Genomic DNA, 23695 nt, shown 5'->3' with positions numbered 1-23695 from the left:
TATTGAGGAAGGTGGTGCGTTTTACGGCTATGGCAAATATTTTTCTCCTTGAAGATGATAAAATTCTGAGCAAGGGTATTTCTATCGCCTTAAAAAAAGACGAGCATACGGTTACAGCAGTCTATGGGTATTTGGAAGCATTGCAGCAATACCAAAAGCAAAAGTATGATTTGTTTCTGCTTGATATTAACCTGCCTGACGGAAATGGTTTGGAATTTTGTAAGAAAATTCGGGAAACATCGGAAACACCTGTATTATTTTTGACCGCTAATGATACGGAAGAAGATATGTTGGAAGGGTTTGGCGTTGGTTGTGATGATTATATATCAAAGCCTTTTTCTATTGAAGTTTTACGAAAAAAAGTATTGGCAGTTCTAAAAAGAACCGGCATAGGAAAATTTCGTATGAAATACAGAGATTTAGAGTTAGATAAAGAAAAGTGTGTTGTTTTGATGAAGGGACAGGAAATACATTTGACCTCAACAGAATACAAATTGCTCCTTTATCTAATGGAAAACAGGGGAAGGGTTGTTACAAAGGCAATGCTTTTGGAACAGCTTTGGGATATAGACGGAAACTTTGTTGATGATAATACCGTGCGTGTGAATATTAAGCGACTAAGGCAGAAACTGCATGATGAAAAGCAGGAATACATTGTGACGGTTTTTGGTATGGGTTACACTTTTGGAGAATGACGATGAAGCATTTTGGAATTTACAGAAAACTGATTTTAATTATAGGTACTGCTACGGCGGTGGTATCTGTTGGTGTGTTCTTTTTTATGGAGGACATCCTTTTCCGTACGCTTTTTATCTCTTTTGCATTTGTATTTTTATGTGGCTTGTTGTTCCTAATGGACTTTCTGCACAACCGCTATAACGATAATCTGTTAGAGGAGATTACGCTGCTCATTGAAGCTTTGGTAGAACAGCAGGAACGGATGGTCTTTTCAGAAGCTGAGGATACCCTGACCGCACGGCTGCAGCACCAACTTCTAAAACTCCGCAATATTTTAAAGGCACAGAATCAAATGCTGACACAAGAGAAAGAACAGATCAAAACTTTAATCTCTGATATTTCGCATCAAATCAAAACGCCCGTAGCAGCGGCAAACACTTTTGCACAGTTATTAGGTGATACAGGGTTATCCGATGAGGAGAGAAGTGAATATATTGCCACCTTGCAGATGTCCCTTGAAAAGCTGACTTTTTTGACAAACAGTTTGATTAAAATGTCCCGTTTGGAAAGTGGCATTATCCGATTGAAACCTGAACAAAACAGTTTAAATGATATTGTTATGCAAGCGGTGAAAACGGTTTATGCCAAAGCAAGGGATAAAAATATTACGATTACCTTTGATTGTGGGCAGACCTTTGAAGCCCTGCTTGATTTTAACTGGACGGCAGAAGCTGTTACCAATGTACTTGACAATGCTGTGAAATACACACCAAGCGGAGGAGTTGTGGACTTGAAAATCACCGAATATCCATCGTATTTGCGATTGGATGTATCCGATAACGGAATTGGCATTCCTGAAGAAGAACAGGCAAAAATCTTCGGCAGATTTTACCGTGGAAAGCAGTCAGCAGGAGTTGACGGTGTGGGAATCGGTTTATATCTTACCCGTGATATTGTGAATAAGCAGAACGGGTATATCAAGGTGGCATCCGATGAAAAAGGTACAACATTTTCTTTATTTTTGAAAAAGTTTAGAGAACAATAGTAATTCCAGATAAGTGTACGATATGAATTTGTCAAGATAGTAAATATAAAATAGAAAGATCAAATAAAACAAGATAAATGGAGATGGATAATTTATGATTTCAGAATGGATAATTTGCCCGATTTGTGGCAACAAAACCCGTGATAGAGTTATGGAAGATTCAAGACATGCCTGTGGACTTGTATTAGACAATGGCATGGAATTGTTATTACATATCGGAATTGACACTGTGGAAATGCAGGGAGACGGATTTGAGTATCTGATTAAAGAAGGACAGGAGGTAAAAGCAGGAACTCCGTTAATTCGTTTTAATCGTCAGAAAATTAAGGAAGCAGGATACTCGGACGTGACTGTTTGTGTGATCACAGATGGGGCAGATGAAAAAACAGTTCATTTTCATACAGGAATTTACGCGCAGGAAAATGAAACAGTGATTATTGAAATAGAATAGAGGGAAAGCAGTATGGCAGATTTTAGTAATAAAGTGATTTATCAAATTTATCCAAAGTCTTTTAAGGATTCCAATGGAGATGGAATCGGAGATCTTAGAGGTGTTGCAGAAAAATTGGATTATCTGAAAGATTTAGGTGTTGATTATTTGTGGCTCACACCATTTTTTGTGTCACCCCAGAGAGACAATGGGTATGACGTAGCGGATTATCGAAATATTGATCCGATGTTTGGGACAATGGAAGATTTAGACAATCTCATTGCAGAAGGGGAAAAACGGAATATTGGACTGATGTTTGATATGGTGTTTAATCATACATCTACATCACACGAATGGTTCAGGAGAGCGCTTGCAGGTGAAAAAAAATATCAGGATTATTATATATTTAAGGAGGGGGCGCCGGATCAGCCCCCGACAAACTGGCAGTCAAAGTTTGGAGGTTCTGCATGGGAATATGTATCCTCTCTCGGAAAATGGTATTTGCATTTATTTGATGTGACACAGGCAGATCTGAACTGGAAAAATCCGGAAGTCAGAGAAGAGTTGAAAGAAGTTATTCGTTTTTGGAAAGCAAAAGGTGTAAAAGGCTTTCGTTTTGATGTAGTGAATTTGATTTCGAAGCCTGAGATTTGGGAAGATGATTTTGAAGGAGACGGAAGAAAATTTTATACAGACGGACCGTACGTTCATGAATATCTGAAAGAACTTGTACGAGATACAGGAATTGAAGATTATGTAACAGTAGGGGAGATGTCATCTACAACGCTTGAACATTGTATCCGTTATTCAGGTGCAGAAGAAAAAGAGTTGTCTATGTGTTTTAATTTCCATCACCTGAAAGTGGATTATAAGGATGGAAACAAGTGGGAACTTATGGAACCGGATTATATGGAATTGAAAGTTATCTTTGAAAAATGGCAGATGGGAATGCAGAGGGGAAATGCATGGAATGCACTGTTTTGGTGCAATCATGATCAGCCTCGTATCGTATCACGTTTTGGAAACGAAGGGGAATATTGGAAAGAATCAGCAAAGATGCTTGCCGGTATGATTCATCTAATGCGAGGAACTCCTTATATTTATCAGGGAGAAGAAATCGGAATGACGAATCCGCACTATACATCTATTGAGCAGTATGCAGACGTAGAGAGTCGGAATTACTATGAGATTCTTTTAAACGAAGGAAAAACAAAAGAGGAGGCGCTGGAAATTCTGGCCGCCCGTTCAAGAGATAACAGCCGTACCCCGATGCAATGGACAGATGAAAGATACTGTGGATTTTCGGATACAAAGCCATGGATTCCTGTATCGGATAATTTTGAAAAAATCAATGTAAAGAAACAAAAACAGGATAGAGATTCCATTTTAGAATTTTATAAAAAGCTGATTATGCTTCGTAAAGAAAAAGAAGTTATCGCCAGGGGAAACATTGAATTTATGGAAGTAGAAAATGCCGGCGTGTTGGCATATACAAGATGTTTGGATAAACAGAAGCTCCTTGTTTGTTGTAATTTTCGTGATGTAGAAAGTCAGATGGAATTTACACAGGAATGGAAGTCCGGAAGAAAAATCCTGGGAAATTACGAGGAAAATCATAAGAACAATTATAAGGTGCTGACATTGCGCCCATATGAAATTATAGTCTTGGAAAAAGGCGAAGAATAAAATGACATAGTTTGGGTACACAATCAAGGCTGAAGTGGGAATGGAACTGCTCTCTGTCAAGTAGACAACTGAAAAATATAAAATTTTTTCCTGCCGGTAGATTATCTTCCGGCAGGAGTTTTTTTGTGCGGCTTGTAAGTAAATTTCGCGTTTTTCCATCGGTGTTAAACTTCCGAGAGTTCTTTGCAGGCGTTTGTTGTTGGAGTAATCTGTATAATCCTTAATCTAAAGGGCGTTTTTGAGAAATACTGATTGGCTATTTACAAATGTGAAAAAATAATATAATCTATCTATATAGATATTATCTAGTTAGATATAAAATGCTTAAGGAGGTGAATGATTTTTGGGAAGAACTGAGATGAAGATATTGATCGGACTTCACAGAAATGTAAACGCCTTGGATAAAAAGACATCCAAGATAGCAGCGGAGTACAATTTAACCTTTAGCCAGTTTATGGTTTTAGAGGCTCTCTACAGCAAGGGAGATATGAGTGTAGGAGAGGTAAGGGAAAGAATCTTAAGCAGTGTAGGAACGATACCTCTTATAGTGAACAATTTAGTAAAAATGAACTATGTCGAAAGAATGTGTAACGAGAAAGACAGACGCGTGTGCATACTGCATCTGACGCAAGAAGGATATGATGTAATTAGTAAAATCGTACCTCGAAATGAAGCGATGATAGCAGAAAGCATGGAAGTTTTAGATCAGGAAGAAAAGGAAAAACTGCTGTATCTTTTGAAGAAAATAGGAGGAAAATTATAATGAAAAGAAAAGTGAAGACTAAAGTCAAAGGATTCAGAACAACAGATGGCGCAGGCGTAAAATTAGTAAGAGTTTTGGGGAATCTGACAACAAAAGAGTTTGATCCTATTTTAATGCTTGATTCTTTTGATAGCATTAATCCCGACGATTATACAGCAGGATTTCCAATGCATCCGCATAGAGGGATCGAAACGATCAGTTATGTATCGAGAGGTAAGATGGTTCATAGAGACAGTCTTGGGAATGAAGCGGGTATTTCAGACGGAGAAGTTCAGTGGATGAATTCGGGTTCCGGAATTATGCATGAGGAGATGGTTCCGGCGGCAGAAAGGCTTTTAGGAGTACAGTTGTGGCTGAATTTACCGGCAAAAGATAAAATGAGTAAGCCAAGTTACAATAGTATTAAAAACGAAGATATAAAGGAGATTGAAATAGAAGGAGGAAAGATAAGACTTTTAGCCGGAAAATATGGGGAACATGAAGGCTATAAAGGCGATTATCTCTCTATGGATTATTACGATATCCATCTAAATGCTGATGCAGAAGTTACACTTACGATGGAAGAGGATGATTCGGTAATGGTCTTTACACTTTTAGGAGACGTTTATATTGACGGCGAGCACATAGAGGAAAAAACAGCCGTCAAATTAACGGAAGGAGACAGTCTTACAATTAAGAACGGGAATGAGAAGGCTCAAGTTTTATATATGAATTCAAGGGCGTTGAATGAACCGGTTGCATGGGCCGGTCCGATTGTAATGAATACGCAGGAAGAGCTTCAAAAGGCGTTTTTAGAACTTAGAAGCAATACATTCATCAAAGAAACAGCAGAGTATTAATACGAACTACAAGGAAAAGTATAATGAGCAGAGGGAGAATGGAAGCCTTTAGTGATGGCGTATTAGCGATCGTTATAACAATCATGGTGCTAAAGCTTAATGCACCGAAAGATTTAACTTTGGATGCGGTAAAAGAGGTTTTCCCGACATTTTTAGCATATATTCTAAGTTTTATTTATGTGGGGATATATTGGGCAAACCATCATCATTTAATTAATATGACAGATTCAGTATCAGGTAGATTGTTATGGAAAAATTTACATTGGATCTTTTGGATGTCATTGATCCCGATGGCAACGGAATGGATGGGACTAAATCCGTATAAAAGTTTACCGGCTTTATTTTATGGAATCATACTCTTTATGTGTGCTGTCTCTTACAATATAGTCCAGGCTGAAGTTATAAAGATTAATGGAAAGGACTCTCAAATTTTCCGAAATATCGGAAATGATTTAAAAGGAAAGCTTTCTATTATCGCATATGCCGCCGCTATTATTTTTGCTTTTTATTTTCCGGTCATTTCGTATTTGATATATATTGCGATCGCTTTGACTTGGATCGTACCGGACAGCAGGCTGGAAAAAGCATGATGAAAAAGGCGCAAACGTAAATGAAAAAATGTATTGTATAAGCAGGAGGTAATCGACAGTGATAAAAATTATATATGAACAAAAAGAAAACAGAGCGGCCGCATACGATGATGAAAAATTCATTGGAGAAAGCACATATGCTAAGTCGGATAAAGTATGGATCATAGACCACACTTTTGTGGAAAAAAGTTATGGCGGACAGGGAATCGCAGGCAGATTAGTTGCTAAACTGGTTGAAGAAGCGAGAAAAAACGATATAAAAATTATTCCTTTATGTTCTTTCGCAAAAAGGGAATTTAAGTTAAAGAAAGAATATTTAGACGTACTGTTAAAGGAGGAGGCAGTTATGGGCATCATAAAATCATTAGAAAACAGAAGAACATATTATAACATTGATAAGAATCTGCCGGTTTTGGAAAAAGAGATTGAAGAAAAGATAAAGGAAGTTACAGAATTAGTGCCGGATGCATTCAATATGAAAAGTGCAAGAATCGTGCTTGCATTTGGTGAAAAACACGATCGGCTGTGGGATGAAATTTACAATGTTTTTGAGGGAAAAGTACCTCGGGAAAAAATAGATTCGTTTAAAGCCGGAGCCGGAACAGTGCTGTTTTTATATGACGAGGCAACTGTTAAGAAAATGCAGGAACAGTTCAGTACATATGCGGATAATTTTCCTGTTTGGGCAAATCAGGCAAACGGGATGCTGCAGCTTGCTGTTTGGTCTATGCTAAGAGAGTTGAATGTCGGCGCTTCGCTGCAGCATTATAATCCGGTAATAGATGCACGGGTGAAGGAAATTTTTGATATACCGGAAAACTTTAAACTGGTAGCTCAGATGCCGTTTGGAGGCATAGTCAGCGAACCCGATAAAAAAGAAAAAGAAGATATAGATAAAAGAGTAACCGTGTTAAGATAGCGGCTCATCAGAATAGAATCAAATAAAAACATAAAATCCCCCTTTTCGGATCATCCGGAGAGGGGGATTTTTGCACCGTCATAAACGAGGAAAACAGTTCGGAGAACCGAAGGAGAAAAGGAATAAAAGAGGGGAAAATAATCGTCAGAAAAAAGGGTGAAAATATGCGGAATATGGTTGACAATTATATTCCTAAATGTTAGCCTGTCTGTATAATATCGGTCTGTAAAACAGAAGCGGAAGAGCGTAGAGAAAAGGGAAAAAGAAAAATGAATATGGATTATGGAAAAAGGACTGGAAAAAGCGGGTTGGAGCGCTAGCACTCTGTGCAGGAATGATAATAACGGGAACGTCTGTCGCCGGAGCACAGGAGCATCCGCAGTTTACGGCGGATCAAACGGAGATACGATTGGCAAAGGAGGAGCTGCAAACGGTGCAGCTTTCTATCGAGGAATATTTGAAGGAGTGCTGGAAGAACAAACAAGAGGTGATTGATGTAAGCGCGTATAAACTGAATGAAGAAGAACTGAATAAGGTCATCTTCGGGATACATTATGAAAATCCGGAGTATTATTGGGTGTTGCGCAACACTGCTATTAATAAAGACGAGGAAACAGGCTTCGTAAAAACGTATTATCAATATTACGAGGGAACGACGGGAAAACCTCTTGACAGGAGCGAAGAACTGGAACGGGAATGGGAAGTTGTAAAGGAAAAAACGAAATATTGTAAAACGGATATAGAAAAAGCGCTGGTAGTACATGAGCACTTGTGCGATACAATCGTGTATTCTTCCAGACTGCAGGCGGCGGCTCATGACATTGAAGGCGCAATTTTTGAGAAAGAAGCTGTGTGCGAGGGATATGCGCTTGCGTATAAATATTATATGAATCGTTTGGAAATTCCGTGCAAGATCGTAAGCGGAACGTCAAATGGTCAGTCTCATGCGTGGAATCAGATTCAGCTTAACGGGAATTGGTACATGGTAGATCCGACATGGGATGATGTGGCGAACAGTCATGACGTAAAGCATCAGTATTTTTTGTGCAGTGAGAATAAGTTTCCGAATCATGTATGGAACAAGGAAAGCGAACTGTATGAAACTTGCAGCGATACGACGTATGACAATTTAGACTGGAAAAATGATCTTCAGGGAATGTACGCTTATCAGGGCGGACTGTACCGCTCTAAATCGTTGATCGTCGGCGGAAAAGAAGTGAGCGGTATATGGCGGATCGATGCGGAAAATATAGAGAAAGAAGCGGAATTAGTGCTTCCGATCACAGATCAGTGGCAGCTGAACTCTGTCAATGTAGTAAGAGGATATTCACAACTTTCTTATTATGACGGAATGCTTTACTACAATACGCCGCGGGCTGTATGGAGATGGAATTTCGATCCTGAATCAGAACCTGAGAAAGTATTTGAACTGGATCAGAGTATTCCGGGCGAAATATGGGATGCAGAGGCTGCAAACGGGAAGATTTATTACGAGACAGGCGTTTATGAAAAAGGAGAGAGACAGAAGGGGCAATATGTGTTTGACGAAGATTACCGGAAAGCAAAGCATCCGATCGCAGTAACCAAACCGGTTATGACAGTTGTAATGGGCGGTGAAAATGTGTTCCTGCAGTCGGCGGCTCCGGGGAACGTAACATATACGTCGAAGAATCCTGAGATCTGCGACGTTCAAGTTGTGTGGAAAGACGAGTCCTGTCAGCTGATTCCTAAAAAAGCCGGGGAGACGATCGTAACGGTTCATGCAGATCCGACGGATCATTATGCGGAAGGTGCGGTAGATGTAAAAGTGATCGTTAAAGAGCGGGATGATATTGAAGAAAAGATCACTCTTCAATATGAAGCCGGAGACGGAGGAAGTATAGCAGCAGTTGATGCGGCAACAGGGAAAATACTTGAAAACGGAGCAAAGATCAAACCGAATGCAGAAGTTCAGTTTACGGCGTCTCCAAATTCCGGTTATTCTGTGAAAAACTGGGTTGTAAACGGAGAAGTATATAAGGAAAACGGCATCGTTTATACAGGCATGGAATTAAAGCGCGCGATCACCGCTTCATCTGACAGCGTGAAAGTTGAATTTGTAAAAGATGAGCCGGCATTTGTGAAGGGCGATGTAAATTTAAGTGGGAAGGTCGAGATCGGCGATGTTCGTGAAGCCTTGAGAAGTATATGCAAAAAGACAGAACTGACAGCGCTTCAGAAGCAGGCGGCGGATGTAAATGAAAACGGAAACGTTGATATAGAAGATTTAAGGAAGATCTTAAGATTTGTCTGCGGAAAGATCGATCAACTGAATATGGAAGAAAGCGGGGCGTCAAAATGAAGATATTAATCATCGGCGGAGTGGCTGCCGGAACAAAAACTGCTGCGAAATTGAAACGGGAAGACAGAAATATTGATGTGACTGTGATTACGAAAGATAAAGATATCTCTTATGCGGGATGTGGTCTGCCGTACTATGTGGGCGGACTGATCGAGGGCAGGGACGAGCTGATCGTGAATACTCCGCAGAAATATTCCGCGCTGACCGGGGTTGAAGTAAGAACGGGGAAAGAAGCGGTTGCACTCGACGCAGAAAAAAAGCAAGTGACGGTGCAGGATGTACAGACAGGCGAGAAAGAAGTCTGTTCCTACGATAGATTAGTAGTTGCAGTAGGAGCATCTCCCGCGATCCTTCCGATAGAAGGAAAAGAACTGGCAGGCGTATTTAAGATGAGAACGCCTGACGATGCAGAAGGAATCCGTACATATGCAGAACAAAACAATGTGAAAAAAGCGGTTGTGATCGGAGCTGGTTTCATCGGACTTGAGGCTGCGGAGAATTTACAGGCAAAAGGAATCCAGGTGACCGTCATTGATTTTGCGGATCAGATCCTGCCGAATATTTTTGATCCTGAGATGGCGCTCTATGCGAAAAGACATCTGATCCGGCAGGGAATCCGCGTGCTTACAGGAACGAAAGCGGAGCAGATATATGAAAGAGGTACACAGGGCCGTGTGGCGGGAATTAAGACGTCTGCCGGAAATCTGCCGTGTGAAATGATCATCATGGCTGCGGGAATCCGTCCGAATACGGAGTTTTTAAATGACAGCGGTATAGAGATGTTCAAAGGAACGATTCTTACAGACGATCAGATGAAAACGAATCTGGATGATGTATATGCGGCAGGAGACTGTGTGATGGTGAAGAACCGTCTGACGGGAAAACGTCAGTGGTCACCGATGGGATCTTCGGCGAATCTGGAAGGACGTACATTGGCACAGGTACTTGCCGGAGCGCAGAAGTCGTATCCGGGAGTTCTCGGCACAGGCGTTGTGAAGCTTCCGGGTCTGAATGCCGGAAGAACAGGACTGACAGAAGCGCAGGCAAAAGAAGCGGGCTACGATGTAGTTACGGCGCTTGTTCCGACGGATGATAAAGCGCATTATTATCCGGACGCTTCGTTTTTCATTACGAAACTGATTGCAGACCGGAGTACAAGAAAACTGCTTGGCGTTCAGGTGTTTGGTCCGGGCTCTGTTGATAAGATGGTTGATATCGCAGTGATGGGATTGAATATGGGCGCGGTTCTGGATGATTTTGAAAATGCGGATTTCGCATATGCACCGCCGTTCTCAACAGCAATCCATCCGTTTGTGCAGGCTGTTTATGTATTGATGAACAAACTGGACGGTACGATCGTCAGCATGACTCCTGCGGAGTATGCCGCAGGAAAAGCAGAAGGCTATACGGTTGTCGATGTTGCGCCGGAGCCGTCGATCAGAGGAGCGGTATATGTAAACTTAGGAGCTGTAAACGGCGAAATCAAAGGACTTGGAAAAGAGGAGAAACTGCTTCTTGTCTGTGCAAAGGGCAAAAGAGGATATTTTCTTCAAAACCGGTTGCGTCATTACGGCTATACGAATACAGTCGTTCTTGAAGGAGCAACATTTTTCAATGATGTAAAAGTGAAAAATAATATAGAAGAAGCTGTCTCTAAAGAAGACGAGACGAGAGTAAAAGCGCTTGGATTTTTAAAGGATAAAAGGACGCCGGATAAATTTAACGGACGTGTGATCACAAGAAACGGAAAGATTACAGCCGAAGAAGCGCACACGATTGCCGAGGCGGCGCAGTTATACGGAAGCGGAGAAGTGACAATGACCTCTCGTCTGACGATGGAGATTCAGGGCGTTCCTTATGACAATATAGAACCGCTGCGGGAATATCTGATGCAGGCAGGACTTGAGATGGGAGGAACCGGCTCAAAAGTCCGTCCGGTTGTATCGTGCAAGGGAACGACTTGTCAGTACGGGCTGATCGATACGTTTGCATTGTCCGAAGAAATTCATGAAAGATTTTTCCATGGATACAGCGATGTGAAGCTGCCGCATAAATTTAAGATCGCGGTAGGAGGATGTCCGAATAATTGTGTAAAACCGGATCTGAATGATCTTGGAATTATCGGTCAGAAAGTTCCGTGGGTCGATCTTGAAAAGTGCCGTGGCTGCCGGATTTGCCAGGTAGAAAAAAATTGTCCGATCCATGCGGCAAAAATGGTGGACGGAAAGATTGTGATCGACGAAAATGTATGTAATCACTGTGGAAGGTGCATCAGTAAATGTCCGTTTGGTGTGACTGAAGAATTTGTTTCGGGGTATCGCGTATATATAGGCGGACGCTGGGGCAAGAAAGTAGCGCGGGGAAGATACCTTGAAAAAGTGTTTACAGATAAAGAAGAAGTGCTTGATATTGTGGAAAAAGCAATTCTTTTGTTCCGGGAACAGGGGATCACGGGAGAGCGATTTGCGGATACGGTTGAAAGACTCGGATTTGAAAATGTTCAGGAACAGCTTTTGGGAGATGGACTGTTAGCCCGCAAAGATGAAAACATAAGAGCGCAGAAACATTTGAAAGGCGGAGCAACTTGTTAAGAATTTTATAAAACGATAGAGTGCAGCATAGCGACTCATAAGACAGATTGAAGGTAAAGGGGAAAAAGAAAAATGAACAAAAACTATGAGGCATGGAAAAGAGGTTGGAAAAAACGAGCGGGCGCACTGGCGCTTTGCGGCGGAATATTGATTGCGGGGACGTCCGTCGTAGGAGCACAGGAAAACCCGTAGCAGGCGGCAGTGCAGTCAGAAGTACAGCTTGCAGAAGCAAACTCTAAAGAGAAGCTGCTTCCGTTAGATCAATATCTGAAAGACTGCTGGGCAAAGAAGCAGACGGCGATTGATTTAACCGCGTACAAAATAACGCATGAAGAATTGAACAAGGTGATTTTCGGTATCCACTATGAGGAACCGGAATATTATTGGACGATCCGAAACGATATAACCGATACAGATCCGCAAACAGGACTTTTGAAAACTTATTATCCTTATTATTCCGGCGAGACAGGAAGTCCTTTTGACCGTACGGAAGAATTGGAACGGGAATGGGAAATGGTTGAAGAGATGACGGAAAACTGTACGACTGATCTGGAAAAAGCGCTTGTAGTGCATGATCATCTGGTTAGAACAATTCAGTACAGTGCGTCATTGGGCGCTTTTGTGGCCCATGATATTGAAGGTGCCATTTTTGAGAAAAAATGTGTGTGTGAAGGATATGCATTGGCGTATAAGTATTACATGAATCGCCTGAATATTCCGTGTAAAGTAGTGAGTGGAGTTTCAAAAGGCCAGCCTCATGCGTGGAATCAGATTAAAATTAATGGAAAATGGTATTTTGTAGACGCGACATGGGATGACGGAAGCTGTGTGTTGGAGGAAAAAAGCCACCCTGTAAAACATGAATATTTCCTGAAAAGTGAGACGGAATTTTCAGATCACACATGGAACAGAGAAGGCTATGAAATTTGTAACGATACAACTTATGACAACGTAGAGTGGAAATGGGTTTCCAGAAAAATGGCCGCATATAAAGGCGGTTTATATGTTGCCGGATCATTCCCCAGAGACGGAGTGATAAAGAGCGGAATATGGAGGTATGATTCGGAAGACCCGACTCAGAAGGGAGAACTGGTCGTTGAGATCGAGGATGAGTGGCCGGTGTCACAGTATAATAAAGGCAAGGGTTGTATGGAAATTGCATATTATGACGGGATGCTTTACTACAACACTCCGAAAGCTGTATGGAAATGGAACTTTGATAAGAATACAGAGCCGGAAAAAGTTTTTGAGTTAGAAGAAAATGTTTCGGGCAGTATCTGGTATTTGCATGTAGCGGACGGCAAAGTTTATTACGAGACGTCTCTTTACGAAAAGAATGAGAAAGAAAAGCGGGAGTATGTAATTGATGTAAACTATCAGAAAGTGAAACACCCGATCGCTGTGACAAGTCCGGTAATGACAGTTGAACTGGGAGGAAATGCAAAAGAGGTATTCCTGCAGGGGGCAGCTCCGGGAATCGTGACTTTTAAAGCGAACAACCCTGACATTTGTGACGTGGAAGAGGCGTACGCAGACAGATCGTGTAAGCTGATCCCGAAAAAGGCGGGTGAAGCGACTGTAACTGTGCATGCGACAGCTACAGATCACTATTTGGAAGGCTCGGTAGATGTAAAAATTATTGTCAAAGGTGATTCAAGCACAGAACAGAAGATCACGCTTCAGTATGAATCCGGTTCAAACGGTTCTTTAAGAGCGGTTAATGCGGCAACAGGAGAAAATTTATCAAATGGAGCGCAGATTCTTCCGAATACAGAAGTTCAATTTATGGCATCTCCGAACGAAGGTTATTCTGTGAAAAACTGGACGATTAACGGAGAAGTGTACAAAGAAAACGGTCAGGTTTATACTGGTACTACTATGAAATATGCGATTACAGCTTCATCAGGCATTGTAAAAGTCGAGTTTGTAAAAGATGAAGTTGAAGTTGTCAAAGGGGATGTAAACTTGAACGGAAAGGTTGAAATCGGCGATGTCCGTGAAGCCTTGAGAAGTATTTGTAAAAAGACACAACTGACAGAAACGCAGAAACAGGCGGGAGATATAAACAAAAACGGAACTGTTGATATCGAAGACTTGAGAACAATCCTGAGAGTTGTTTGCGGAAAAGTAGAAAGCCTGTAAGTGATGTAAATAGTAAATCGATAAGAAAAGCGGATGGTGATTGAGCTGTCCGCTTTTTGTAATGGGGAAGAGACGGATATTTGAATTTAAAGTACAAAAAAATCACCGTCCCCGCGGCTCTCAAGTCCGCAAAAACAGTGATTAGAATGCGCGATCAGGGGTTCGAACCCTGGACACCCTGATTAAGAGTCAGGTGCTCTACCAACTGAGCTAATCGCGCATGCAATAGTATGTTGTTTTACAACGCAAGAAAGATTATAATTTAAAATTTATGAAAAATCAACCCTTTTTAACAAAAAAATTCGATTTTCTTTATTTTTTCTTTTATTTTCGTCTTTATTTTACCGATTTGTTTTTACTTTTCATCTTTTGTTAAAAAATAGTATTGTTTTTGTCTGTATTTGCGGTTGTCACCGGCTGTGTGTACATGAGAATAAAAAGTTGTTTGTCAGGAGTGTTTGCGGGAACAGAAGTCTGAATTTAAGATTTTGTACACTTCATCAAAAGAATTTTTGATAATAAGAAGTTTTCGGTTAAGTCTCGGATGACAGTAGCATATTTCACAGAGACGGTATTTTTGATGTTTTCGTTTCATATAAACTCCTTTTAACGGAACGGATTGAGCGGACAGCTTAAATAAGCGAGGCCGGAAAGCGTCTCATACATCTTTCTATATTATATGAAAAAAACAGGGAGAGGTTCGTTGGAAGCGTCTCACCCTGCTTTTTATAGCATATCCGTGCTGCCGCCGTTATTTTCTCATTGCGATCAGTTTATTGATCGGGTTTCCTTTTGAAGAAAATTTTTCTTCATATTCTGTCATAATATTTTCTTTGTTTAGCTCTTTGTTGTGATGCAGATCGTATGTAAAAGCCTGAAGCGTCCATCCGGCTTCCTTTACCTGTTCCAGAGAAAAGTCAAAAAGAGGGGTGTTGTCCGTTTTGAACTCCACAAGTCCTTGCGGTGGGAGGACTTTTTCATAACGGGATAAAAACTCTGTTGATGTAAGACGGCGTTTTGCATGACGTGATTTTGGCCATGGGTCGGAAAAATTCAGGTAAATGCGGTCGACTTCTGATTCGGCAAATACTTCCGGCAGTTCTCTTGCATCCATGCAGACAAAGCGGATATTCGGCAAATCTGAAAATTCTTCGGTGTCAAATTTTTCTACTGCCCGAAGCAGGACGCTGGAATATCGTTCGATTCCGATAAAGTTGATATTAGGATAGGTTTTTGCCATATTTAATAAGAAGCGTCCTTTTCCCATTCCGATCTCGATCCGTATCGGACGGTCGTTTCCGAAAACCGAAGTCCAGTTTCCGCGGAACTCTTTCGGATTCTTGATTACAGTAAAATGTGCCTGAAGAGTATCGTCGGCGCGGGGAATATTTCTAAGTCTCATATGTGTCTCCTTGTATTTTGGTCGTTATACTAGATTGTATCATAATATGCAGCATATGTCAGGTCAAAGATTTGCGGATGTTTGAGAATCGTTCCTGTTTAGGCAGAGGATAACATGGACGGATGTTAAGGGAATGTTAAAGGGAGCGCATTTTTGGAAGATGTGGCTTGCATTTTGGAGGAAAAGGTGTATCATAGGGATATATTATTGCTGACAGGAGGCTTTTTATGGACGCTATTTTGGATAAATTGACGGAAATTGAAAATGCAGCGTCTGCGATTGTTCGTCATGCAGAAGAGCAAAAAGACGTACTTGGACAGGAATTTGATGAAAAACGGAAAAAATTTGACGAGGACTTAGAAAATAAAACGAAAGCACGCCTTGAGAAAATCCGGGAACAGTTGGAAAAAGAACAGTCGAGAGTTCTTAACAGCAGCAGCGGCGCAAGTGAGGATACGATCTGCAGCCTCCGGAAAGAATATGAAGAGAAGCATACAGAATATGCGCATGAGATATTGAGACGGATCACAGAGGTGTAACTTATGGGAAATTTACTTAAGTACAGCGGGATTGTGACAAAGATCCGGGCAATGGAGGCGAAGCTTTTGACGCCGGAGCAGTTTGCGGATATAGCAAATTTACGAAGTGTTCCGGATATTGCGGACTATCTGCGGAAAAATACGGCGTATGCGGAAGTGCTTGACACTTTAACGGAAGATCAGATCCATCGAGGAAACATAGAGAAGGTGCTTGTGCAGTCGCTTTATCACGATTACACAAAGATTTACCGTTTCTGCGGGCAGAGTCAGAGAGAATTTATGAAGCTGATCATGAAAGGATACGAGATCGAGCTGATCAATTACTGTCTGCGTATCGTGATCAACCATTATAAGAAACCGTTTGATCTTAATTATAAAAGTGCGTTTTTTGACCGGTATTCGCAAATATCTATCGGAAAGCTGATCACAGCCAGAACGACAGATGAGCTTGTGGAAAATCTAAAAGAAACGGAGTATTACGCTCCGTTGAAAAAAATAAAAGATACCGATAATGTGACTCTTTATGATTACAATCTGGCGTTGGATCTTTATTATTATACATCTACATGGAAAGAGCAGAAGAAGATTTTGAAAAAGTCGGATCTTGAGCTGTTTATGAGAGATCGTGGGTCAAAGATCGATCTTTTGAATATTCAGTGGATCTACAGGGCGAAAAAGTATTACAATATGAAGCCCGCGGATATCTATCTGATGCTGATTCCGATACACTATAAATTGTCAACAGAATTAGTGAAAGATATGGTGGAGGCTCCGGGAGTCGAGGAGTTTGAAAATGTCGTAATAAGAACAACTTATGCCCGGCATTATAATTTCAAACAAAATTTGACAATGGAGCAGATGTATGCGGACTGTCTGCATCATCTGTACACGGCAGACCGGCGAAAGAATCCGTATTCGGTCTCCGCGATCAACACCTATCTCTTCTTAAAAGAAGAAGAATTGAAAAAGCTGACAACCGTTATGGAATGCGTCCGGTACGGACTGAATCCGGGAGAAACGGCAGCATACATTGGAGGTAGAACCCGATGATCGTAAAGATGAAATTTATTAATATATCAGGTCCGCGAAATGATATCGACCGTGTTACCGATCAGTATCTTTCGCGGTATGAGATTCAGCTTGAGTCTGCGCTGTCGGAACTTAAGACAGTAGATAACTTAAGACCTTTTGTGGAGCTGAACCCCTACAGGGAAGTGTTAAGTAAGGCAAATGAATTTGTCGGATATCTTCCGAATGCAGAAACAGTAGAGCCGGATACGAAACTCGGTCTTGACGATATGTTTGAGCTTGTACGCAAGGCGGATGAAGATTATCGTACACTTCAGGAAAAAAAGGAAAAGCTTAAGCAGAAAATTGAAGAATACAGGGCAAAACAGCAGATCGTAGCGCCGTTTCGACCGTTGGAATGCGATCTTCACCGTGTGCTTCATTATCGATATATCACTTATCGTTTCGGCCGTATCGCAGTGGAATTTTATCATAAGATGCAAAAATATCTTATGGATGATCTAAAAGCAATCTTCGTAGAAGGAGAGCGGGATGAAAGTTATGTTTATGGAGTATATTTCGTTTCGCAGGCGGAGACACAGAAAGTTGACGCGGTATTCCGGTCGCTGCATTTTGAAAGAATCGAGTTGAAGGATGAATTTGAAGGAACTCCCGATACGGCATACCGGGTACTCGAAAACGAGATTGCCCGTGTCAATTTAGAAATTGAAGATCTGGATAAACAGGCAGGAGAGATGCTGGCGGACCGCGCTCCGCAGTTAGTTGCGGCAAGGGACAGGCTGGAAGAACTGTCCAATAACTTCGATGTGAGAAAACTTGCGGCCAGAATGGAAGATAAACAGGAAGATTACTATATTCTGTGCGGATGGATGGCGGAAGATGATGTAGATAAATTCGTTGAGGAAGTAAAGGAAGACGATAAAGTATTCGTCGTTGTGGAAGACGATCATGACGCATATTTCGGAGAACCGCCGACAAAGCTGGAAAATCCGAAATTATTCAAACCATTTGAAATGTTCGTCAGTATGTATGGACTCCCGGCACATAACGAGATGGATCCGACGATGTTTGTCGGTCTGACGTACTCATTTATCTTTGGAGTGATGTTCGGAGATGTCGGGCAGGGACTGCTTTTGATGATCGGCGGAGGATTGGTCTATAAGTTTAAGAAAGCGCCGCTTGCGGGGATTATTGCGACGGCAGGTGTTTTTTCCACGATCTTCGGATTTCTGTTTGGAAGTATTTTCGGATTTGAAGACGTTCTTCCGGCGCTGTGGATACGGCCGATCGATCATATGACGACTTTGCCGTTTCTCGGAAAGCTGAATACGGTGTTTATTGTTGCGGTGGCGTTCGGTATGTTTCTGATCATGGTTGCGATGGTGCTTCACATTATCAATGCGGTACGAGGGAAAAATATGGAAAGCGCATGGTTTGATCCGAACGGTGCGGCAGGACTTGTATTTTATCTTGCGGTCGTAGTGACAGTCGTTCTCTTTATGACGGGAAATCCGCTTCCGGGCGGAATCGTTATGGCGATCATGTTCGGAATCCCGCTTTTGCTCATCTTTTTCAGAGAACCCCTTACGAGGATGCTTCAGAAGCGGGCGGATAAGATGGAGACAGGAAAGGCAATGTTTGTTGTGCAGGGATTTTTTGAACTCTTTGAAACATTGCTCAGTTACTTCTCTAATACGATTTCCTTTATCCGTATCGGAGCGTTTGCGGTGAGTCATGCCGCGATCATGGAAGTTGTGCTGCAGTTGGCGGGAGCAGAGAGCGGAAGTCCGAACTGGGCAGGCGTGATCTTCGGAAACCTGTTCGTTTGCGGATTCGAAGGTCTGATCGTCGGAATCCAGGTGCTGCGTCTGGAATATTACGAACTGTTCAGCCGTTTTTATAAAGGCAGCGGTCATGCATTTGATCCGTATGCAAAAAGAAAGACAAAGAAAAACAGCCGAAAATAGATTTCTTAAAATTCATCATATCATAGGAGGAACTTACAATGACAATGGGAACAAAAATCGTTTTTATCATCACGCTGATCGTGAGCATTATCGTACCGTTTGGGTATTATCTTCTTGGGGAAAAGAGCAGAAAACGTTATAAAAGAGCAATAGGAACGAATGCTTTCTTCTTTTTCGGAGCGTTTGCGATTGCATCGATCATGCTTCTTGGCGGACCGAATGTACAGGCTGCGGAAGCTGTGACTGCCGATGCGGGATTCGCAACAGGCATGGGATATCTTGCGGCTGCGATCGTTACGGGACTTTCCTGTATCGGCGGCGGAATTGCGGTTGCCAGCGCAGCCAGCGCAGCGTTAGGTGCGATCAGTGAAGATTCAAGCGTACTCGGAAAATCTCTTATTTTTGTAGGTCTTGCAGAAGGAGTGTGTCTTTATGGTTTGATCATTTCCTTCATGATTTTAGGAAACCTGTAATAAAGATACATGCGGACGGCGCGGCGGGAGCAGCGTAAACGGTAAGGCAGAAAGGAAAAGGATCTGAAGTTATGAAGATGTATCTGATCAGCGACAATGTTGACACATATACCGGGATGCGTCTGGCAGGAGTAGACGGCATTGTCGTTCATGAACAAGATGAACTAAAGCAGGCGTTGGAACGTGTTCTTGAAGACAAAAGTATAGGAATTGTACTTTTGACAGAGAAATTCGGCAGGGAGTTTCCGGCGATCATCGATACATTCCGATTGGAACGTAAGATGCCGCTTCTTGTGGAAATTCCGGACCGGCACGGAACGGGACGAAAAAAAGATTTTATCACATCTTATATAACGGAAGCGATCGGATTGAAATTATAAGGCGGAGATATTCATTCCGACGAATGAAGAATACAGCGGACAAAGCAGTGATAGAGCAGAAAATAAATCAGGCAAATGAAGCAGATAAATCGTAGAAAAGGGAGGGCTTTCGGTTGACTCTTGAAGAAAAACTCACATATATGCAGACTGTGTCTATGGAGCAGGCGCGCGCAGAAGGAAATGCGATCATAGATGCGCACAGAGAAGCGCTGGAAAAAATATTCAGCGACCATAAGTCAGAGATGATGCGGCAGGCGGAAACGCGCATAAAAGCAGAGACGACAAATGCAAAACGGACAGTAAGTCAGGCATTGGCAAAGTCTCAGCTGGAGATTAAACGAAGCCAGGGAAAAGTGCAGCAGGAGCTGAAAGACAAAGTGTTTGAAGAAGCGATGCAGCTTGTGAACGATTATATGAAAACAAAAGCATACGACGACTTTCTTGTTAAGTGTATCCGAAAGGCAGAGCGGTTTGCAGGCGATGACCCGGTCGTTATTTATATTAATCCGTCCGATGAAAAAAAACGTACGGAGCTGGAAAAAGAAACCGGGGCGAAGCTTACGGTGAGTGCGGAAGATTTTATCGGCGGGGTGCGCGCGGTAATCCGTTCGCGTAATATTTTGATGGACCATTCGTTTAAAACGCAGATCCAGGACGAATATGACAAATTTTTGTTTTTAGGAGGTGACGGAATTGCTTAACACAGGAACGATTTATGGAATTAACGGACCTGTCATCTACCTGAAAGGAAATACAGGATTTCGTATGTCGGAAATGGTTTATGTCGGAAAACAAAAATTAGTAGGCGAAGTGATCGCTCTTGATAAAGACAGGACGACGATCCAGGTGTATGAAGAAACGACAGGACTTAGACCGGGAGAGGAAGTTGTCGCAAGCGGAAATGCGGTTTCGGTAACGCTTGCGCCGGGAATCCTGAATAATATATTTGACGGAATCGAGCGTCCGCTTGAGAGAATTGCAGAGACAGGCGGCGCGTTTATTACAAGAGGAGTCAGCGTGGATTCGCTTGACAGAGAGAAAAAATGGAAGACTCACATCGTCGTTGAAAAAGGTCAGTACCTTCATGGCGGAGATATTATAGCGGAAGTGCCGGAGACACATGCGATCCTTCACAAATGTATGATTCCTCCGGATGTGGAAGGAACGGTAAAAGAGGTTGTAAAAGACGGAGAGTATACGATCGATGAAACTCTCGTTATATTAGAACTTCCGGATGGCGGTGAAAAGAAGCTGACTATGACACAGCGGTGGCCGATCCGTGTGCCCCGCCCGACACATCACCGATTTCCGGCGTCTGTTCCGCTTGTGACCGGACAGCGTATCATCGATACGATGTTTCCGATCGCAAAGGGAGGAACTGCTGCGATTCCGGGAGGATTCGGAACCGGAAAGACAATGACTCAGCATCAGATCGCCAAATGGGCGGATGCGGATATTATTATTTACATCGGATGCGGAGAGCGTGGAAATGAGATGACGCAGGTTCTGGAAGAGTTCGGTGAATTGACAGACCCGCGGACAGGCAATCCGCTTATGGACAGAACAACGCTGATCGCAAATACGTCAAACATGCCGGTGGCTGCCCGTGAGGCAAGTATTTATACAGGACTTACGCTGGCGGAATATTACCGGGATATGGGATACGATGTGGCGATCATGGCAGATTCTACGTCCAGATGGGCCGAGGCACTGAGGGAACTTTCGGGACGTTTGGAAGAGATGCCGGCAGAAGAAGGATTTCCGGCTTATCTGGCATCAAGATTGTCGGCGTTTTACGAGAGAGCCGGAATGATGCACAATCTGAACGGAACAGACGGATCGGTTACGATCATCGGAGCGGTATCGCCTCAGGGCGGTGATTTTTCCGAGCCGGTCACACAGAATACGAAACGTTTTGTGCGCTGTTTTTGGGGACTGGATAAAAGTCTTGCGTATTCGAGACATTTTCCGGCAATTCATTGGCTCACAAGTTACAGCGAATATCTGAACGATTTAAGCCATTGGTATCAGGATAATGTATCCCCGCAGTTTGTTGATTATAGAAATAGGTTAATGGCGCTTCTGAATCAGGAGAGCAGCCTGTTGGAGATCGTAAAATTGATCGGAAGCGACGTTCTGCCGGATGATCAGAAGCTTGTACTTGAGATTGCCCGCGTGATCCGTTTGGGATTTTTACAGCAGAACGCATTTCATAAAGACGATACATGTGTCTCAATGGAAAAACAGTTTTTGATGATGGACACAATTTTATATCTTTATAAACAGGCAAGGACGCTTGTGACGATGGGGCATCCTATGTCTGTGCTGAAGGCGGAAAATATTTTCGACCGTGTAATCTCGATCAAATATGATGTGCCGAACGACAGATTGGAAATGTTTGCTCAATATCATCGTGATATCGACGCGTTTTATCAGAATGTTTTGGAAAAGAATGCATAAGGAGAACCGAAGATCATGTCAATCGAATATTTAGGATTAAGCAGCATCAACGGCCCGCTGATCGCGCTGGAGGGCGTACAGGATGCATTTTTCGACGAGATCGTGGAATTCGTCGTAGACGGTACGCAGAGAAAGATCGGCCGTATCGTAGAAATATATGAAGATAAAGCCGTTATTCAGGTATTTGAAGGCTCTGAAAATATGTCCCTGAAAAATACGCATACAAAACTGACAGGCCATCCGATGGAGATCGCGCTTTCGCCGGATATACTTGGCAGAACGTTTAACGGGATCGGAAATCCGATCGACGGACTTGGACCGATTGCTTCTACGTTAAGAAGAGACGTGAATGGATCTCCTCTCAATCCTGTGAAGAGAGAGTATCCTCGAAATTATATCAGAACAGGAATTTCTGCGATCGACGGACTGACGACGCTGATCCGCGGACAGAAACTGCCGATCTTTTCGGGAAATGGTCTGCCCCATGACCAACTGGCGGCGCAGATTGTAAAACAGGCGTCTCTGGGAGAAAATTCAGATGAAAAGTTCGCGATCGTATTTGCGGCAATGGGTGTAAAGCATGATGTGGCGGATTTCTTCCGCAATACGTTCGAGGAGAGCGGGGTTGCGGATCACGTAGCCATGTTTTTGAATCTGGCGAACGATCCTGTTGTGGAACGTCTTATCACGCCGAAAGTGGCATTGACGGCGGCGGAATATCTGGCGTTTGAACAGAATATGCATATTCTTGTAATCTTGACTGATATGACATCCTTTGCAGAAGCGATGCGTGAAGTTTCTTCGTCAAAAGGTGAGATTCCGAGCCGAAAAGGTTATCCGGGATACTTGTACAGTGAACTTGCCACGATTTACGAAAGAGCGGGGATCGTACAGGGAGTGAACGGTTCTGTAACACAGCTTCCGATTCTTACGATGCCAAATGACGATATCACACATCCGATTCCCGATCTGACGGGATATATTACAGAAGGGCAGATTGTACTTGACCGTCCCCTTAACGGACAGTCGATCTATCCGCCGATCAACATTCTTCCGTCATTGTCCCGTCTTATGAAAGACGGTATCGGCGAGGGATATACGAGAGAAGATCATCAGGATCTGGCAAATCAGTTGTTCTCCGCATATGCAAAAGTCGGAGATGCCCGAAATCTGGCGTCTGTTATAGGTGAGGATGAATTGTCGCCTATTGATAAGAAGTATCTTGAGTTCGGAAAAGAATTTGAAGAAAAATATATCGGTCAGGGAATGAATGAAAACCGTACAATGGAGGAGACGCTTGATCTCGGATGGAAACTGCTCGGACGTTTGCCGAGAGAAGAGCTTGACCGCGTTGATACGAAGATTCTTGATAAATATTATAAACCGTCTGAAGAAGAATAAGTTAGGGTGCAGAGAAACTG

At 42.5% G+C, this 23695-nt stretch carries 20 protein-coding genes, 1 tRNA gene and 1 pseudogene; 20 read left to right on the top strand and 2 right to left on the bottom strand.

What is annotated here, in order from left to right:
- Nucleotides 1-29: 29 nt before the first annotated feature.
- From ACH9UM_RS12395 to ACH9UM_RS12340, 12 genes and pseudogenes are all read left to right on the top strand, one after another.
- A complete protein-coding gene (locus ACH9UM_RS12395; protein WP_009321542.1) occupies nt 30-695 on the top strand; it encodes a response regulator transcription factor in 666 nt (221 codons plus the stop codon).
- Between the two features lie 2 nt (nt 696-697).
- Nucleotides 698-1723 (top strand): sensor histidine kinase KdpD, encoded by a 1026-nt coding sequence (locus ACH9UM_RS12390; RefSeq protein ID WP_009243483.1) that lies wholly within the window; start codon nt 698-700, stop codon nt 1721-1723.
- A 94-nt stretch (nt 1724-1817) separates the two neighbouring features.
- On the top strand, nt 1818-2174 hold the full coding sequence (locus ACH9UM_RS12385; protein WP_009243482.1) for a PTS glucose transporter subunit IIA: 357 nt from the start codon (nt 1818-1820) through the stop codon (nt 2172-2174).
- Nucleotides 2175-2186: 12 nt separating this feature from the next.
- A complete protein-coding gene (gene treC / locus ACH9UM_RS12380) occupies nt 2187-3839 on the top strand; it encodes an alpha,alpha-phosphotrehalase (RefSeq protein ID WP_009320142.1) in 1653 nt (550 codons plus the stop codon).
- 343 nt (nt 3840-4182) lie between these two features.
- Nucleotides 4183-4602: a MarR family winged helix-turn-helix transcriptional regulator gene (locus ACH9UM_RS12375; protein ID WP_009243480.1), complete on the top strand. Its 420-nt coding sequence runs from the start codon at nt 4183-4185 to the stop codon at nt 4600-4602.
- Complete coding sequence (locus ACH9UM_RS12370) at nt 4602-5441, top strand: pirin family protein (RefSeq protein WP_004848443.1); 840 nt, start codon at nt 4602-4604, stop codon at nt 5439-5441. Before ACH9UM_RS12375 ends, ACH9UM_RS12370 begins: the two co-directional genes overlap by 1 nt.
- 23 nt (nt 5442-5464) lie before the next feature.
- Nucleotides 5465-6031: a TMEM175 family protein gene (locus tag ACH9UM_RS12365; protein WP_009320141.1), complete on the top strand. Its 567-nt coding sequence runs from the start codon at nt 5465-5467 to the stop codon at nt 6029-6031.
- Nucleotides 6032-6089: 58 nt separating this feature from the next.
- Nucleotides 6090-6344 (top strand): annotated as a pseudogene (locus ACH9UM_RS12360) (GNAT family N-acetyltransferase); the annotation flags it as partial.
- Nucleotides 6345-6377: 33 nt separating this feature from the next.
- Entirely contained in the window at nt 6378-6950 is a 573-nt protein-coding gene (locus ACH9UM_RS12355; RefSeq protein WP_044929488.1) for a nitroreductase family protein, read from the top strand.
- A 334-nt stretch (nt 6951-7284) separates the two neighbouring features.
- Nucleotides 7285-9291: a transglutaminase domain-containing protein gene (locus ACH9UM_RS12350; protein ID WP_044929440.1), complete on the top strand. Its 2007-nt coding sequence runs from the start codon at nt 7285-7287 to the stop codon at nt 9289-9291.
- Nucleotides 9288-11882 carry an FAD-dependent oxidoreductase gene (locus ACH9UM_RS12345; RefSeq protein ID WP_004848452.1) on the top strand — a complete coding sequence of 865 codons (2595 nt, stop codon included), beginning with the start codon at nt 9288-9290 and terminating at the stop codon, nt 11880-11882. Before ACH9UM_RS12350 ends, ACH9UM_RS12345 begins: the two co-directional genes overlap by 4 nt.
- Before the next feature lie 201 nt (nt 11883-12083).
- Nucleotides 12084-14024, top strand: a complete 1941-nt coding sequence (locus ACH9UM_RS12340) for a dockerin type I repeat-containing protein (protein WP_009243691.1) — start codon at nt 12084-12086, stop codon at nt 14022-14024.
- A 147-nt stretch (nt 14025-14171) separates the two neighbouring features.
- Here ACH9UM_RS12340 and ACH9UM_RS12335 read toward each other — a convergent pair.
- Both ACH9UM_RS12335 and trmB read right to left on the bottom strand, forming a co-directional pair.
- Nucleotides 14172-14244, bottom strand: a tRNA-Lys gene (locus tag ACH9UM_RS12335).
- Nucleotides 14245-14775: 531 nt separating this feature from the next.
- Entirely contained in the window at nt 14776-15426 is a 651-nt protein-coding gene (gene trmB / locus ACH9UM_RS12330) for a tRNA (guanosine(46)-N7)-methyltransferase TrmB (protein ID WP_004848458.1), read from the bottom strand.
- A gap of 227 nt (nt 15427-15653) precedes the next feature.
- Between trmB and ACH9UM_RS12325 the strand changes: the two genes are divergently transcribed.
- The 8 genes from ACH9UM_RS12325 (at nt 15654) to ACH9UM_RS12290 (ending at nt 23675) form a co-directional block, all read left to right on the top strand.
- Nucleotides 15654-15965, top strand: coding sequence for a hypothetical protein (locus ACH9UM_RS12325; RefSeq protein ID WP_004848459.1), 312 nt, complete (start codon nt 15654-15656; stop codon nt 15963-15965).
- 3 nt (nt 15966-15968) lie between these two features.
- The gene (locus tag ACH9UM_RS12320) at nt 15969-17015 is read left to right on the top strand and encodes a V-type ATPase subunit (protein ID WP_004848461.1); all 1047 of its coding nucleotides are present in this window, start codon (nt 15969-15971) and stop codon (nt 17013-17015) included.
- The gene (locus ACH9UM_RS12315; RefSeq protein ID WP_004848463.1) at nt 17012-18961 is read left to right on the top strand and encodes a V-type ATP synthase subunit I; all 1950 of its coding nucleotides are present in this window, start codon (nt 17012-17014) and stop codon (nt 18959-18961) included. Before ACH9UM_RS12320 ends, ACH9UM_RS12315 begins: the two co-directional genes overlap by 4 nt.
- A 38-nt stretch (nt 18962-18999) precedes the next feature.
- Nucleotides 19000-19434, top strand: coding sequence for an ATP synthase subunit C (locus tag ACH9UM_RS12310; protein ID WP_004848465.1), 435 nt, complete (start codon nt 19000-19002; stop codon nt 19432-19434).
- 71 nt (nt 19435-19505) lie between these two features.
- Nucleotides 19506-19814, top strand: a complete 309-nt coding sequence (locus tag ACH9UM_RS12305; RefSeq protein WP_004848467.1) for a V-type ATP synthase subunit F — start codon at nt 19506-19508, stop codon at nt 19812-19814.
- Nucleotides 19815-19927: 113 nt separating this feature from the next.
- Nucleotides 19928-20515 (top strand): V-type ATP synthase subunit E, encoded by a 588-nt coding sequence (locus tag ACH9UM_RS12300; protein WP_009320138.1) that lies wholly within the window; start codon nt 19928-19930, stop codon nt 20513-20515.
- On the top strand, nt 20508-22274 hold the full coding sequence (locus ACH9UM_RS12295) for a V-type ATP synthase subunit A (RefSeq protein WP_009243688.1): 1767 nt from the start codon (nt 20508-20510) through the stop codon (nt 22272-22274). Before ACH9UM_RS12300 ends, ACH9UM_RS12295 begins: the two co-directional genes overlap by 8 nt.
- Nucleotides 22275-22289: 15 nt before the next feature.
- Nucleotides 22290-23675 carry a V-type ATP synthase subunit B gene (locus ACH9UM_RS12290; RefSeq protein ID WP_004848473.1) on the top strand — a complete coding sequence of 462 codons (1386 nt, stop codon included), beginning with the start codon at nt 22290-22292 and terminating at the stop codon, nt 23673-23675.
- The last annotated feature ends 20 nt before the right edge of the window (nt 23676-23695 follow it).

Source organism: Mediterraneibacter torques, from assembly GCF_044591705.1.
Classification (GTDB): domain Bacteria; phylum Bacillota; class Clostridia; order Lachnospirales; family Lachnospiraceae; genus Mediterraneibacter; species Mediterraneibacter torques.
The sequence above is the reverse complement of the archived record's forward strand: the minus strand, read 5'-3'. Positions and strand labels throughout refer to the sequence as shown.

Coding starts and splice junctions, on each gene's coding strand:
- ACH9UM_RS12395 (WP_009321542.1), top strand. CDS start 30: ATGGCAAATATTTTTCTCCTTGAAGATGATAAAATTCTGAGCAAGGGT.
- ACH9UM_RS12390 (WP_009243483.1), top strand. CDS start 698: ATGAAGCATTTTGGAATTTACAGAAAACTGATTTTAATTATAGGTACT.
- ACH9UM_RS12385 (WP_009243482.1), top strand. CDS start 1,818: ATGATTTCAGAATGGATAATTTGCCCGATTTGTGGCAACAAAACCCGT.
- treC (WP_009320142.1), top strand. CDS start 2,187: ATGGCAGATTTTAGTAATAAAGTGATTTATCAAATTTATCCAAAGTCT.
- ACH9UM_RS12370 (WP_004848443.1), top strand. CDS start 4,602: ATGAAAAGAAAAGTGAAGACTAAAGTCAAAGGATTCAGAACAACAGAT.
- ACH9UM_RS12365 (WP_009320141.1), top strand. CDS start 5,465: ATGAGCAGAGGGAGAATGGAAGCCTTTAGTGATGGCGTATTAGCGATC.
- ACH9UM_RS12355 (WP_044929488.1), top strand. CDS start 6,378: ATGGGCATCATAAAATCATTAGAAAACAGAAGAACATATTATAACATT.
- ACH9UM_RS12350 (WP_044929440.1), top strand. CDS start 7,285: ATGATAATAACGGGAACGTCTGTCGCCGGAGCACAGGAGCATCCGCAG.
- ACH9UM_RS12345 (WP_004848452.1), top strand. CDS start 9,288: ATGAAGATATTAATCATCGGCGGAGTGGCTGCCGGAACAAAAACTGCT.
- trmB (WP_004848458.1), bottom strand. CDS start 15,426: ATGAGACTTAGAAATATTCCCCGCGCCGACGATACTCTTCAGGCACAT.
- ACH9UM_RS12325 (WP_004848459.1), top strand. CDS start 15,654: ATGGACGCTATTTTGGATAAATTGACGGAAATTGAAAATGCAGCGTCT.
- ACH9UM_RS12320 (WP_004848461.1), top strand. CDS start 15,969: ATGGGAAATTTACTTAAGTACAGCGGGATTGTGACAAAGATCCGGGCA.
- ACH9UM_RS12315 (WP_004848463.1), top strand. CDS start 17,012: ATGATCGTAAAGATGAAATTTATTAATATATCAGGTCCGCGAAATGAT.
- ACH9UM_RS12310 (WP_004848465.1), top strand. CDS start 19,000: ATGACAATGGGAACAAAAATCGTTTTTATCATCACGCTGATCGTGAGC.
- ACH9UM_RS12305 (WP_004848467.1), top strand. CDS start 19,506: ATGAAGATGTATCTGATCAGCGACAATGTTGACACATATACCGGGATG.
- ACH9UM_RS12290 (WP_004848473.1), top strand. CDS start 22,290: ATGTCAATCGAATATTTAGGATTAAGCAGCATCAACGGCCCGCTGATC.